9 protein-coding genes are annotated in these 13,372 nt (G+C 69.6%); all 9 read right to left on the minus strand.

The window, feature by feature from the left end; translation table 11 throughout:
* Nucleotides 1-57: 57 nt before the first annotated feature.
* Nucleotides 58-465 carry a hypothetical protein gene (locus tag SM573_RS17495; RefSeq protein ID WP_474616575.1) on the minus strand — a complete coding sequence of 136 codons (408 nt, stop codon included), beginning with the start codon at nucleotides 463-465 and terminating at the stop codon, nucleotides 58-60.
* Nucleotides 462-2,897, minus strand: coding sequence for an AAA family ATPase (locus tag SM573_RS17500; RefSeq protein WP_474616576.1), 2,436 nt, complete (start codon nucleotides 2,895-2,897; stop codon nucleotides 462-464). The genes SM573_RS17495 and SM573_RS17500 overlap by 4 nt, the downstream gene beginning before the upstream one ends.
* Nucleotides 2,898-3,031: 134 nt before the next feature.
* Nucleotides 3,032-3,841, minus strand: a complete 810-nt coding sequence (locus tag SM573_RS17505) for an RNase H family protein (RefSeq protein WP_474616577.1) — start codon at nucleotides 3,839-3,841, stop codon at nucleotides 3,032-3,034.
* A gap of 11 nt (nucleotides 3,842-3,852) precedes the next feature.
* Nucleotides 3,853-4,455: a hypothetical protein gene (locus SM573_RS17510; protein WP_474616578.1), complete on the minus strand. Its 603-nt coding sequence runs from the start codon at nucleotides 4,453-4,455 to the stop codon at nucleotides 3,853-3,855.
* A gap of 88 nt (nucleotides 4,456-4,543) precedes the next feature.
* Nucleotides 4,544-6,298 carry a DUF6119 family protein gene (locus SM573_RS17515; RefSeq protein ID WP_474616579.1) on the minus strand — a complete coding sequence of 585 codons (1,755 nt, stop codon included), beginning with the start codon at nucleotides 6,296-6,298 and terminating at the stop codon, nucleotides 4,544-4,546.
* 96 nt (nucleotides 6,299-6,394) lie between these two features.
* On the minus strand, nucleotides 6,395-6,922 hold the full coding sequence (locus SM573_RS17520; RefSeq protein WP_474616580.1) for a DUF4352 domain-containing protein: 528 nt from the start codon (nucleotides 6,920-6,922) through the stop codon (nucleotides 6,395-6,397).
* A gap of 372 nt (nucleotides 6,923-7,294) precedes the next feature.
* Entirely contained in the window at nucleotides 7,295-10,504 is a 3,210-nt protein-coding gene (locus SM573_RS17525) for a type I restriction endonuclease subunit R (RefSeq protein WP_474616581.1), read from the minus strand.
* A 31-nt stretch (nucleotides 10,505-10,535) separates the two neighbouring features.
* Nucleotides 10,536-11,753 (minus strand): restriction endonuclease subunit S, encoded by a 1,218-nt coding sequence (locus SM573_RS17530; protein WP_474616582.1) that lies wholly within the window; start codon nucleotides 11,751-11,753, stop codon nucleotides 10,536-10,538.
* Nucleotide 11,754: 1 nt separating this feature from the next.
* Nucleotides 11,755-13,323, minus strand: coding sequence for a type I restriction-modification system subunit M (locus SM573_RS17535; protein WP_474616583.1), 1,569 nt, complete (start codon nucleotides 13,321-13,323; stop codon nucleotides 11,755-11,757).
* Nucleotides 13,324-13,372 lie beyond the last annotated feature (49 nt).

Below are 13,372 nucleotides of genomic sequence, written 5' to 3' on the forward strand. Positions count from 1 at the left end.
GGAACCTTCGGTGTACGCCCCCGTCGTCGGGGGTTCATCCGAGAGGCTCGTGAGCGCTCAGGTCGAGGATGGCCCGGAGTCGACCTGCAGCCGGGTGAGCAGGGCGGCCACCTCGGTGTGCAGGCGGCGAAGCTCCGTCGCGGTGGGGGCCAGCTCGTAGCGGTGGTGGTGCGCGGCGGCCGACAGCGTCGCCCAGGCGAAGGCCACCCGCCGGGCGACGTCCCCGCCCGGGCCGAGCCGGCCGCGCAGCATCAACTGCTTGGCGCGGCCCTGCCGGCACGCGGCCACCGACGGCTTCACCCGCCGCCAGTAGCCGTCGATGCCGCCTTCGAGGGCGAGCCGGATCAGGCAGGCGCAGGCCCGCGGCCACCACCCGGCGGTCACCGCGGCCGCGCCGAGCACCCCCGCGCCGCGCAGCAACTCGTCGGCCGCCGCCAAGCAGCGCTGCGGCGTCGGCGCGGTCACGACAGCACCCCCACGAGGTGACGGACGTCCGCCACCAGACCGGGCAGGTCCGCAAGGTATGCCCCGTGGACCCCTTCCCGGCACGCCTGGTACGCGTTGACCGCCCGCGGCCCGTGCCGGCGCAGCCAGCCGAACACGTCCCCTCCGCGCTCCGCGTCGTCGAACACGGCCAGGGCGACGACCGTCGCGAGCCGGCGGGATGCCGAGCTGACCGAAGTCTCGATGTCAGCGTGCGGGACGCCGCGCCCCACCCGCACCCGCCAGACCCGCCGGTGGCAGGCAGCCTCGATCGCCGAGCGGCACAGCTCCGCGATCACCGGCCCGCGCACCTCCGCGGCGATCTCGTCGTTGCGCGCCAGCGCGTACGCGTCGTCCAGGTAACGGGACACCGGATCCGACGCGGCACGGAGCGTCACCACCGACCGCTCCGCCCGGGTCACCTCGACGATCCGCGCCCTGCCCAGGTCGAGGCGGCCGATCGCGTCCGGCAGCCGGGTGTCGTGGGTGAAAACCACCACCTGCCGCTGCTCGGCCAGCTCGGCGAGGACGCGGGCGAGCCCGTCCACCTTGGCCGGGTCCATGCTCTGCACCGGGTCGTCCACGACGATGAACCGGAACGGGCTCTCCTGCGCGCAGCCGCGCGGCAGGAACGTGGCCAGCCCGAGCGCGTGCATCTCACCCTGACTCATCACCCCCAGCGCGGTGCCGTTGTCGGCGCCGTCCACGCTGACCGGGAACACCACCCGCCGCCGGGTGTTGTTCCCCTCCAGCCTCATGGCGCCCAGCTCGACGTTGCTCTCCTGCCGCAGCTGCGACCAGATCCGCTGCGAGTGCTCCGCGAAGGGCGCCAACCGCTCGTTGCGCAGATCCGTCGCGGTGTCCTTCAGCCAACCCCGGGCGGCCTTCAGCCGGGCCAGCGTCGCTTCCCGCTCCGGCAGTCGGGCGGCGGCGTCCGCCCAGGCCCGCAGCTCGACCGCCGCCGGCCGCCAGCCGGTGTCGCGCTCCCGCAGGATCTTCTCGGCGTACGCGCGGGCGGCCCGCGCCGCGTCCACGACCGCCGGGTACCGCGCGACCAGGTGCGCCGCCAACTCCGCCGGCTCACCCGGTACCCTCCGTAGCTCGGCCACCGCACTCCGCAGGGCGTCAACCGGCACCCCCGGAGCGTCGCCATCGGGCACCGCGAGATCGTCGACGAAGTGCCGCACCTGCTTGAGTAGCGCGTCCAGCCGGGTGTCCGCCGCCTGCGCGGCGAGACTGCGGTCCCGCAGCTGGACCAGCGACGCGGCCGCGGCCGTACGCCAATCGGCGTCGAGCGTGCCCACAGCGCAGACGGGGCAGGGGCCGTCGCCGGTGTCCTCGTGGTGCTCGATGGCCAGGCGCAGCAGCTCCGCACTGCGCAGCGCCGCCCGCGATCGCCCGCCGTCGTGCCGCCGCGCCTCCGCCGTGGCGTCGGCGAGCCGGGCGGCCAGGCCCGCCACCTGCTCGGGCGCCGGCACGGGCAGCTCGACCAGCGCCCGGCACAGCAGCAGCGGCCCGTCGGCGGTGACCTCGTCCGGTTCGTCGAGGATCGCGGTCAGCGCCGCCAGATCCACCCGGCCGCGTCCCTTCAGATGCGCGGCCGCCCGCCGAGCCCGGTCGTCGTCCACCTCGGCCAGGCGCCCGGCGATAGCCGTCCTCTGCGCGCGTACCTCCTTGATGGCCGTCTCGACGGGCCGGGCGGCGGCCATCAGACGGTGGTCGGCGTCGGTGATCGCCTCCAGGCCGAGGATCGCGGAGATCGCGTCGAAGAGCTGGCTCTGCGTGCCCGCGGTGAGCCGGCCCAGCTCGGCGGCGGTGAGGAACGGCCGGTACAGGGCCAGCGGACGCGCCAACCCCAGCTCGGCGAGGCCCGCGTGCCGCCCCCGTTCGCTGGTGACCGTCACCTCCGCGTCGGTCAGGTCCGCGCCGAGCGGCCACGACCGCGACACCGTCACCGGCCTGGCCACACCGTCGACGCGTAGCTGCACGTCGATCCAGCACGGGTCCGGGGTGTGCAGGTTGCGCCACCCGGTACGCCAGACGCTGGTGCGGTCCGCCCACCGGGCACTGTCGCCGGTCAGCGCCAGCTCGACGGCCTCGGCGAAGCTCGACTTGCCCGACCCGTTGCGCCCGACCACCAGCGTGATGCCGGGCCCCGGGCCGATCGGCAGGATGCGCTCCGGACCGACGCCGCGGAATCCGGCTACGGTGATCGAGGAGAGCCAGATCTGCGCCGGCGGCTCGGCGGCGGCCGGCGTGGCCGGGGCCAGGCTCGTCGAGTCGCCGTCGAGGGCGGCGGCCAGGTCGGTCTCGCCGGTGAGCGCGGCGAGGACGACCTCGGCGGTGTCGTCGGGTACGTGGTCGTCGGCGAGCCGGTTGAAGATCAGCTCGACCAGGGGATCGGTGCGGGTCATGAGGACCTCCGGCTGACGTCGGTGGGGGAGGGCGTGCGGTGCCGGCGAGGCCGGCGTGGGCCGGTCCGCTGGTTTCTCGTGAGTCGCCGGCCGGGCTCGACGTAACGGCTCAGCTCAGAGCGCCGGTTCGGCGGTCAGGCCGCCAGCGCGTGCCAGTCGCGCAGGAACGCCTCGACCAGGTCGTGCGCCCGCTGGCGTACGTCGAAGGTCTCCTCGACCCGGCGGCGTGCCATGTGCGCCAGGCTGTCGGCGGCCTCGTTCAGGCAGTGGTGCGCGTGGGCCTTGACATGCGTGAACGTCAGGTCCGGGCGCTCGGCGACCAGCTCCGCGAGCCGGACCAGGGTGGGCTTCAGCCCCGAGTGCCGGGGACGCAGGTCGTAGCCGGCCGGCATCGCCTCGACGTCGCCGCCCTGCCAGCGGTGCAGGTAGGTCACCGCCGGCAGGCAGTCCACCAGCACCGTCATCCCGGGCGGCGGCGTGTCGTACGCGGTGAGCAGGAACTCGACCGCCCGCAGCTCGCTCACCAGCACCCGCGAACAGCCCGTCGGGTCGGTACGACCCGGGCGGCGACTGCGTACGCCGTACCGGCCGTCGCTGACAACGTACCCGATCCCGCCGGCACGCCCCTTCCAACTGGCGTCCGTCGCGGCGACCAGGGGCGCGGACGTCGTCGCCCAGCGGCCGACCTGGCCGCGGCCCGGCTGGTGCTCAGGCCGGCAGGCGAGCTCGTGGCGGGCGGCCAGCTGCTCGGCGGTGTCGAGCAGCTGCGCCGCCTCGCCGAACTCGTCGTAACGGGCGGCGGTCAGCGCCAGCCGGACGGCGTCGCCAACCGAGGTGCAGGGCTCGCAGCGCCGGGGCTTGACGTAGGCGCGGAGGGCGAGGGCACGGTCGTGCAGGGGTGTGGGGAGCAGGTCCAGGGTGCGAAGGAACTCATCGGGACGCATGACGGCTCCTCTCAGAACTCGGAGACATCGGTGACGGCGGCGGTCAGCTTGTCGCCGGAGCGCTTGGTGCTCGCCATCTCCTCTTCCTGCACGGAGGCAGAGTCGCCGGTCACCTCGAAGGTGTTGATGATCGGGTCCTCGGCGCCCTTGACCTGGTAGGTCACCTCGTACGTCTTGGACGGGTCCAGGTCGCCGTCGCCGGTGTACGTCACGTCGATCCGATAGGTGACGTTGCATCCCGCGCTGCCGAAGCACTGCTTGCGGAGAATCTTCACCTTCAGCTTGAAGTCGTTCTTCGTGGGCGTCGCGTAGACGGGGAGCGGCGCCGGCTCGGTGGTCGTCGGGGCAGCCACGGCGGTCGTGGGCGCCGCGGTAGTGACCGGGGCGGTGGGAGTGGCCGAGCTGGCGGCCTTGCCCTGCTCCGCGGTGTGCCCGTCGTCCTTCGTGGCCAGCAGGGCTCCGCAGGCGCCGAAGAAGAGCAGCAGCACCAGGACGACACCACCCACGATCCATCCGATGAAGGGCTTCCGTCTGGTCCCGGCGGGCTGGGCGTTCTCGATCCCAGGTGCGTCGGGCTGGGCTCCGGCCGGCGGCGGGAACTGGGGCTGCGTCATGACTCTCTCCCTCTCTGTAGGTGGGCAGGGGAACGGGCCCGGCGGACCGGGTGGATGGCAGTGCGTGGGGAACGAGGTGGATCGCGCGTCAGGCCGACGGAATCGTGACGACCTCGACGTCGACGCCGTCGATGCGCAGGGTCTTCATCGCCTGGTAGAGCGCGACCTGGGCGAAGGTGAAGAGCGTGTCGACGGTGACCGTCCGACCGGACCTGAGGGCGATGGCGTAGACGACCTTGCGCGGCCGGAAGTCGTCGGTGAGCTCGGGCGCTCCGGGCTGCTGACGCACCAGGTCGAGGAACGCGGTGCGGGCGTCGGCCTCGTAGCGGAGGGCCTCGGCGGAGGTGACCCCCTGGGCGAAGAGGTGGCTCAGCGGGGAGCTGCCCGACGCCCGCTTGACGTGGATCAGCTCGCCGTTGGGGCCCAGCAGGTCGCACGCCTCGATGCCGCGCGGGTGCTGCGCCGTGCGGAGAAGCTTCTTGTCGAGCAGGACGAACCGAGCGTCGCCCTCGGCGGCCGCGCGGTTGTAGGCGCCCTCGTCGGCCAGATCGCTCGTCCACGGCGGCAGGACGATGTCGGACGACCGATCCAGGATCTGGGCGATCTCCTGGCGCAGGAACTCGCGGTGCCGGTCCCCGATCTCGTACCACCGGTCCTCGTGCAGCAGCAGGTGGCTGCCACCGACCGCCACCTCTGCGGTGAGCCAGCGGGAGATCGGGGTCGACGTCATCTCGTCCGCGCCGGCGATGTCGGTGTAGAGAGTGAGGCGCCCGTTGCGGAGGCCGGTCCACCGGTCACCGTCGAGCGCGCCGTTGGCGTGGGCGAGGATCGTGGGCAGGTCCAGCTCCGTGGTGCGGGTCGCGGCGCGGCCGGACTTCGGCACGGAGATCCGGTACGAGGCGACGTGCTCGATGTCGCCGACGAGGTCGCCGGGCACGGCCACCCCGAGGTTCTCCGGGTCGGTCAGAGCCAGCCGCTGGTCGAGCTCGTCGTCGAGATCCGGCAGGCGATGGTCGTTCGCCGGCACCGGGCGGATCTGCGTGATGAACTCCAGGTCGGCCAGCGGCGACTCCTGCCGGCACACCCGATCGATCTCGCGAAGGTCGGCCAGCAGTCCGTCGGGGTCGACGCTGAGGGGCAGGTGCAGCGCCTCGCCGCCGTCGACCTTCACCGGCCTGCCGGTGCGGCGGCACGCGGTCAGGTTGGGGTTGTCCGTACGGCCACACACCTGGCCGACGATCTCGCCCCACTTGTCGATGCCGTACCTCCAGATGGGCTGACCGCCCGGCACCAGGCTGCGGTCCACGCGCCCGCTCGCGCCGACCATCCGCCGGCGAACCTGGCGGATCTCGCTCGGCAGGAGGGCGCGCACGGCGAAGGACACCCCGAAGGTGGGGTCGAACTTCTCCCGCACGACCAGGAAGCGGCCGAGGGTGCCGTACGCGAGGACGTACGCGCGCTCGTCGACGGCGAGGAGCAGCGCCCCGCCGCCGTTGCTGTAGCCCAGGTCGATGTCCCGACCGACGAGCCCGGCCAGCACGTCGCACCACTCGGCCCGTGGGCGCGCTACGCTGCCGTGCACCAGGACCGCCGGCACGCCGGCGACCTCGATGGCGCTCGGCTCGAAGCCGTGCTCGCGAAGGTAGTCGTCGTTGAGCGCGGTCATCAGCCCCTCGGGCGTCGCAGGCACGTCGAGCCGGTAGACCGTGGTCGGGTAGGTGCCCGGCGGAGCGGGCGGGAGCGGGCACTCGAAGAGCGCGAGCTGGGGCGAGACGGGGCGCCGACGGTCCTTGCGGACCGAGGCGCGGACGGTTCTGGCACGGGGGGTCATCGCACTGTGCATCTCGAACTCCTCGCGTAGAGATTCGTGTTGCCGGTTGTGCGGGGTGGGGGCGCGTTGAGGGCGGGCTTCGCGGGTCCCGCCCTCAACGCCGGGGAGTCAGCTCAGGGCGACGGTGACGCCGCCGGAGAACGGCGAGTCGTGCAGCTCGAGCTTCGCGAGCTTGACGTTCTTCGGGATGTCGAAGACGACCACGCCGGTGACCTGGTTGCCGGGGTTGATGTCGTTGAGGAACGTGTCGGCGTTCTTGTTGGCGTAGAGAGCGGCCTCGCCGTCCGCCGAGTACTCGGTGCCGTTCGCGGCGTACGCCTTCTGGCTGCTGCCGTCGAACATCTGCGACTCCTTGCCGATGTTCTTCACGTTGACCGTGACGAGGCAGAACTGGCCCTGCGCCTTCGCGCCGAGCAGGTCGGTGCCGACCTTGGCGACGCCGCACTTGGACGACTTCACCGTGAACTCGAACTTGCCGTCCCGGGCCGGCTGGCCGATCTTCGCGGTCTTCGGCTTGTCGTCGCCCTTGGCGCCGCCGGCGTCGGCCTTACTGGTCGCGTCATCGGTGGTGCCGGCACCGCAGCCGAGCGCGATGAGGCCGGTGGCGAGCAGGCCGAGGGTAGTGATCTTGCGCATGGTGAGGCTCCTGTTGGAAGAAGGGGATTGCTGTCGACTCGCCGGATCGGCGCTTCGTCAACGCCCATGAATCACAGCAGGAGCCACGACCTGGAGTCCAGCACGAGAGCTTCGAACGGCTGATAACCCCGGTTACCAACAATTGCGCTAATGCGCGTTCGACTAACGGCGCAAGCTAGTGGTGATCCCGAGACAGGGAGGTGCAGACATGCTTGTGGTGAGCGCAGACCTCATTACGCTGCCCGAGAGTGACGTGCTGGTCGGAGTGCGGCGGCCGTCGTCGCCCCGTGGCGCCTCCTGTAAACGAGAAGCAAGCAAGGCGACCGCTCACCGTGCCTTCAGCAGTTCGCCGGGGTGCGAGTGCCGTTGTGGCTATTTCGAGGTCGCCCCGGGTGACCATTCGTTGGCGAAGGTCTCCATCTGGCGGATGACCAGGTCGACGGCTGCGCGTTCGTGGTCCGGCGGGTAGTCGTAGCGCGCCAAGAGCCGGCGGATGTGACTGCGAAGCTTGGCGCGTACCGGCTCGCGGGAGAACCAGTCCACCGTGATCGACGACTGGATCGACTTCACCAGCTCTCGTGCGATCTCTGCGAGAGTGCCGACGCCCATGAGTTCCGTAGCCGCCCCGTTCTGGGCGACGGCGTCGTAGAAGGCCAGTTCCGCGTGGTTGAGCGGAGGGTCGAACTGCTGGCCTCGCCGGGCGTCGGCGGACACCTGTTTGGCCAGCTCAACCAGCTCGACGATCAGCTGCGCGCTGGTCAGCTGCTGACGCATGTAGCGGTTCATCAGGTCTTCGAGCTGGGCGGAGAAGCGCTCCTGACGGACCACATTGTGCTTGGTGACCTCTCGCATCTTTCGCTCGATCAGCCGGCGCAGCGCTGCGGCGGCCAGGTGCGGGGTCTCAGAGTTCTGTAGGCGCTCCAACGCCACCCCGTTGAGCTCGGTGATGTCGAGCTTGCCGAGGCCGGCCTCCTCGTAGATGTCCGTGATGTCGGCGGCGTCGACCACCTCGGCGGCGAGCTGGGACAGGTAGCGCTCCACCTCGGCCGCGTTGGGCAGGCCCTTGGCCTCCCGGTCGGCTGCCTCTTCCTTCACGATCCAGACCCGGACGTCACGGAAGTAGTGGATGTCGCGGCGCATCCGCTGGATGTCGCCGGCGCGTTCGGCGAAGTCGCGGCTGGTGGCGCAGAGCGTGTAGAACCGTTCCAGACGGCCCGCTGAGTCCCGGAAACGCCGGTGCAGTGGCTTCGTGCCGGGTTCGACGTCGTTGCCTGGGGTTCGCGGGTTGCGCAGGAAGTTGGCGGCTTTCTTCACTGCTCGACGCCAGCGGGTCGGGTCCGTCTCGTCGTCCAGCATCTCCCGCCATTTGACCGGGGTCAGCATGGCCTCGAGGATGGAGATCTCGTTGTAAACCTCGCTGATCGCGCGGTCAATCTCGCGGCCGAGGGTCTGGTCCTCCTGGTCGCTGGGCGTGTACTCGGTGAGCGCCTTGCGCAGGTTCTCGGTGAGCGGGGCGTAGCCGACAAGCAGGCCGTCCTGCTTCTCCCGGAACCGGCGGTTGACCCGGGCCAACGCCTGCATGAGGTTGGCGCCCTTCATCGGCCGGTCCATGTAGATGGTGTGGATCGGCGGGGCGTCGTAGCCGGTGAGCAGCATCGAGTGCACGATCAGCAGCTCCAGCTCGTCGTCCGGGTCCTTCGCACGGGCCTGGATGGTCTTTTGCTGCGACGGCCGCAGGTGGTGCGGGCGTAGCACCTCCTTGTCGCTGGGCACCCCATGGAAGACGATCTTCATCTTGCCCTTGTCGACGGCGGGATCCGCCCAGTCGGGCCGCAGCTCCTTGATGGCGTCGAAGACGCGGACGCAGATCTCTCGGGTCGCGCAGACCAGCATCGCCTTGCCGGGTCCGCCGAGCTGCGGCCGCATCAGCTCGCGTCGCTTCTCCCAGTGCTCGACGAGGTCCTTCGCGAGGGTCTCAACGCGGTCGGGGGCGCCGTAGACGGTGTTCATGGTGGCCGCATACGCCTCGGCCCTACGCCGCTCCGCGTCGTCCAGGCTGGCGGTGAGCTGCTCTACCTGCTCGTCGATGCTCTCCGGGTCGATGTCCGGCGGCAGCGACACCGGGATGATCCGCGGCTCGTGATAGACCCGCACGGTCGCCTCGTCGTCGACGGCACGCTTGAGGTCGTACACGTCGATGTACTCGCCGAAGACGGCGCGGGTGTTCACCTCGGCGGTGGCGATCGGGGTGCCGGTGAAGGCGATGAACGTGGCGTGCGGCAGCGCGTCGCGCAGGTGCCGGGCGTAGCCGTCCAGGCTGTCGTAGTGGCTGCGGTGCGCCTCGTCGACGATCACCAGAATGTTGCGCCGGTCGGAGAGGAGCGGATGCGGCCTGCCGGCGTCGCGCTCCTCTTTCGTACGCCCGAACTTCTGCAACGTGGTGAAGATGATGCCGCCGGCGTTCCGGTTCGACAGCTTGTCCCGCAGTTCGGCGCGGGAGTCGGCCTGCTCCGGCTCCTGGCCCAGCAGCGTCTGGCTGTCGAGGAACGTGTCAAAAAGCTGGTCGTCGAGGTCGTTGCGGTCGGTGAGCACCACGATGGTCGGGTTCTTCAGGGCGGGGTGGCGGGCGGTCAACGCTGCCGTGCACACCATCTCCTCGGACTTGCCGGAGCCCTGGGTGTGCCAGACGACGCCCGCCTTCCCGTCGCTCTGCGATGCCCGCACGATGCACTCGACGGCCCGGACGACCGCGAAGTGTTGGTGCGCCTTCGCGATCCGTTTCGCCTTCGACGTGAAGTTGACGAAGCCGCCGGTGAGCTCCAGGAAACGCCGCTGGTTGAACAGTCCGTAGAGGGCGACGACCAGCGCTTCCGGGCCGTCGTAGTCGGGCGCGGTGGTGTCGACGCTTTCCCCCTCGTCGTCGACGTTCCACGGCGCGAAGTGCTCGTAGGGTGTGAACGGGGTGCCGTACTTCGCGGTGACCCCGTCGGAGATCAAGCACAGGACGGTGTGCCGGAAGGCGAGTGGGAACTCCGCGAGGTACGCCTGAAGCTGGGCGTGCGCGCCTGTCAGGGTGGCGTTCTCGTCCGTGGCGTTCTTCAGTTCGACGATCGCGACCGGCAGACCGTTGAGGTACAGCACGATGTCGAACCGGCGCCGGAATTCGCCGTCGACGATCGTGACCTGGTTGATCGCCCGGTAGACGTTGCGGCCGGGGCCGTTTAGGTCGGCCAGGCGCACGGTGGGGGTATGTTCGGCACCGAACGCGTCGGTGTACGTGATCGAGCGGATGCCATGGACCAGCCGCTCGTGCGCCGCCCGGTTCTCAGCGAACGCCTCCCGGGAGGCCACGTCGGTGGCGGCCCGCACCGCGTCGGCGACCGCCGTGGGCGGCAGGTCGGGGTTGAGCCGTTCGACCGCGGCCCGCAGGTCCTCGACGAGCACCAGATCGGCCCAGGTCTGCCGCTGCCCCGACCCTGGCGCGAAGTCCTTCCCCGCGCCCGGCTCCCACCCGAGCTCGCCGAGGTGATCCAGCGCCAGCGCCTCCCAGTCCGCCTCGCTCATCCACCCGCCCGCACCCACCACAACCCCTCCCCGTAAACCGTTGGCTTACCTAAACCGCTTCTTCGACAAGCTTCTCGGCGTCCCTGACCCGCAACCGCCCCGACGTCAGCTCCGGCAGCAATGTGTCCCGCAAGCGTTGGAGGGAACGAGACTCCTCCATCAGGGACTTCAGATGGCGAAACGCGGCCCCAGCCTCGGCTCCAAAGGCCGACAGCTCGCCGGGATCCGGCCGGTGCACGTAGAAATGCGCCGCGTCGGCAGCACTCACTCGCTGGCGTCCAGAGGAGCCGACCATCTTGCGGATAGCGTTCTTCCGGAAGCGTTCATCTCGTGCAAGGAAGTAGGAGAACTCGGGTGGCACGCCCTTCCTGGATCGCATCACGATGAACTCAGTCGACCCAGTTCCGGTCTCCTCCTCCTTGAGGAAGTCCACGAATCCCGTTTTGCCATTCTCCAAGCATGGAGTGATGCGGGCGAGTAGTGTATCGCCGTTCTGGAAGCGGCTACCACCCTTCGGGGGGCGGTGCGTCCAGGTTCGGATAGAGGATTGGCGCGTAGGTAGCGCCGCCATGTCGACGTAGACCGCGTTATCCTGAGCAGGGCGCGGCGTCCGGGGATTGAAGCTCACCAACTCGGTGATGGCGCAGTCGCCCTCCTCTGCCGTGCCGAGAGCAGCGAACTTCGCCTGGAAAATGTCCTCATAGGTTGCGGCGATGCGGTCGTTGACCGCAATCTTGTCGTCGAGTGCGCCGAGTGCGGCCGCGATGGCTCGCTGCTCTTTCAACGGCGGGTGCGGTACGACGATGTTCCGCAGCGTCTCGAGGGAGTTCGCCAAGCTCGGCACGCCCACCGTGACCATGTGCGAGAGCAGCGCGTGTTGACCCGCCGGCGATCGGAACCAGTAGTAGTAGTACTCCGGCACGGCGAGGGCAGGGTCGAGTCGTGCCTTCATCTGACTGCCGGAGATCACGTACCGGGGGAATCGTGGGTTGCGTGGGATCATCGAGACCTGCCCGATAGTGCCCTTGCGGGTGAAGACGAGATCTCCCGGCTCCACATTGGCCGACCGGACTTCGTCGGCCTTGGCGTCGTCAACGAAGACGAATTCATCATCCAGGAAGACCCCGCGGGCGAGGTTGACGCCGCGGATGAACGGAACGCCACTCGGCCGGTAGTCAGCAGTAGTCACCTTGGAGCCGAACGGGCCGATTGTGAAGGACCATCGGTCGGCGGACGCCAAATCCTGGAACTTGAGCGTCGGCCACATTTCAGGCGAGTCCTTCCAGCTGTGTGCGAACCGCCTGTTCGAGGCGGGCGGACTCGTCGAAGTGCGCGTAGAGATCCTTTGTCAGGCGATCGATGCGGTCCGGGAGCGGCTCGGCGTCCGGGTCCTCTTCGGCTTCGGTAGCGCCCACGTACCGGCCGGGGGTGAGGACGTGGTCGTGGGCGGCGACCTCGTCGAGCTTCGCGGAGTAGCAGAAGCCGGGCACGTTCTCGTACGTTTGGCCCTTAATCTTGGCGGACTTGGTTCCGCGCCAGGCGTGGTAGGTGTCGGCGACCTTGGCGATGTCGTCGTCAGTCAGAATGCGCTCGGTGCGGTCGACCATGGTGCCGAAGGCGCGGGCGTCGATGAAGAGGATCTCGCCGCGCCGGTCGGTCAGCGCCTTTGCGCCTTGCGGGGTCTTGTCCTTGGTGAGGAACCACAGGCAGGCGGGGATCGCGGTGGTGCGGAACAGGTTCGCCGGGAGTGCGACCATGCAGGCCACCACGTCTGCCTCAACCATCGCGCGGCGGATGTCGCCCTCGCCGGACTGCTTGGAGGACATCGAGCCGTTGGCGAGGACGACGCCCGCGCTCCCGCGATCACCCAGCTTGTAGAGGATGTGCTGGAGCCAGGCGTAGTTGGCGTTGCTCTGCGGCGGCACACCGTAGCGCCAGCGTGGATCGCTCTCGCGGCGGGCCCAGTCGCTCATGTTGAACGGCGGGTTCGCCATGATGAAGTGAGCCCGCTGGTCCGGGTGCTTGTCGTCTGCGAACGTGTCGGCCCATCGGTCGCCGATGCCGACCGGGTCCATTCCGTGGATGGCGAGGTTCATCTTCGCCAGCCGCCAGGTGCGCTCGTTGGCTTCCTGCCCGTAGACGGCGATGTCGTCGGTGTGGTTTCGCCCGGCGCGGGCCTCGACGAACTTCTTTGACTGCACGAACATGCCACCGGATCCGCAGCACGGGTCGTAGACCCGGCCCTCGTAGGGCTCCAGCACCTCAACGAGGACTCGCACCACGCTGGACGGGGTGTAGAACTCGCCCGCCCGCTTGCCCTCGGCGCGGGCGAAGCGCTCCAGGAAGTACTCGTACACCTCACCGAGGACGTCCTGTGCCTTCCGGTCGCCGTGGCCGGTGAAGCGGGCATCGCTAATCAGGTCAACGAGTTCCTTCAACCGCTTCTGGTCGACGTTGTCCCGGTTGAAAATCTTCGGGAGGACGCCGGTCAGGGATCGGTTCTCCTGCATGATCGCGTCCATGGCGTCGTCGAGCAGCTCGCCGACGCCGCTGGGCGCGTTCTCCACGAGGTAGTCCCAGCGGGCGTTCTCCGGGACCCAGAAGACGTTGGCGCTGGTGTACTCGTCACGTTCGTCGAGGAACTCGGCGCGACGGTTCTCAGGGATGTCGGTGAGGCTTTCGGCGATCTGGTCGCGGCGCTCGGCGAATGCGTCGGAGACGTACTTGAGGAAGACCAGGCCGAGGACGAACTCCTTGTACTGCGCGGCGTCCATGGAGCCGCGCAGCTTGTCTGCGGCCTTCCACAGGATGTCCTGGATCTGCTTGGTGCTGGACATGCCGGGCAACTCGCCCTGTCCGTTGGCACGTTTGCGTGGGGGCACTGTG

This window comes from Micromonospora xinjiangensis (genome assembly GCF_056150165.1).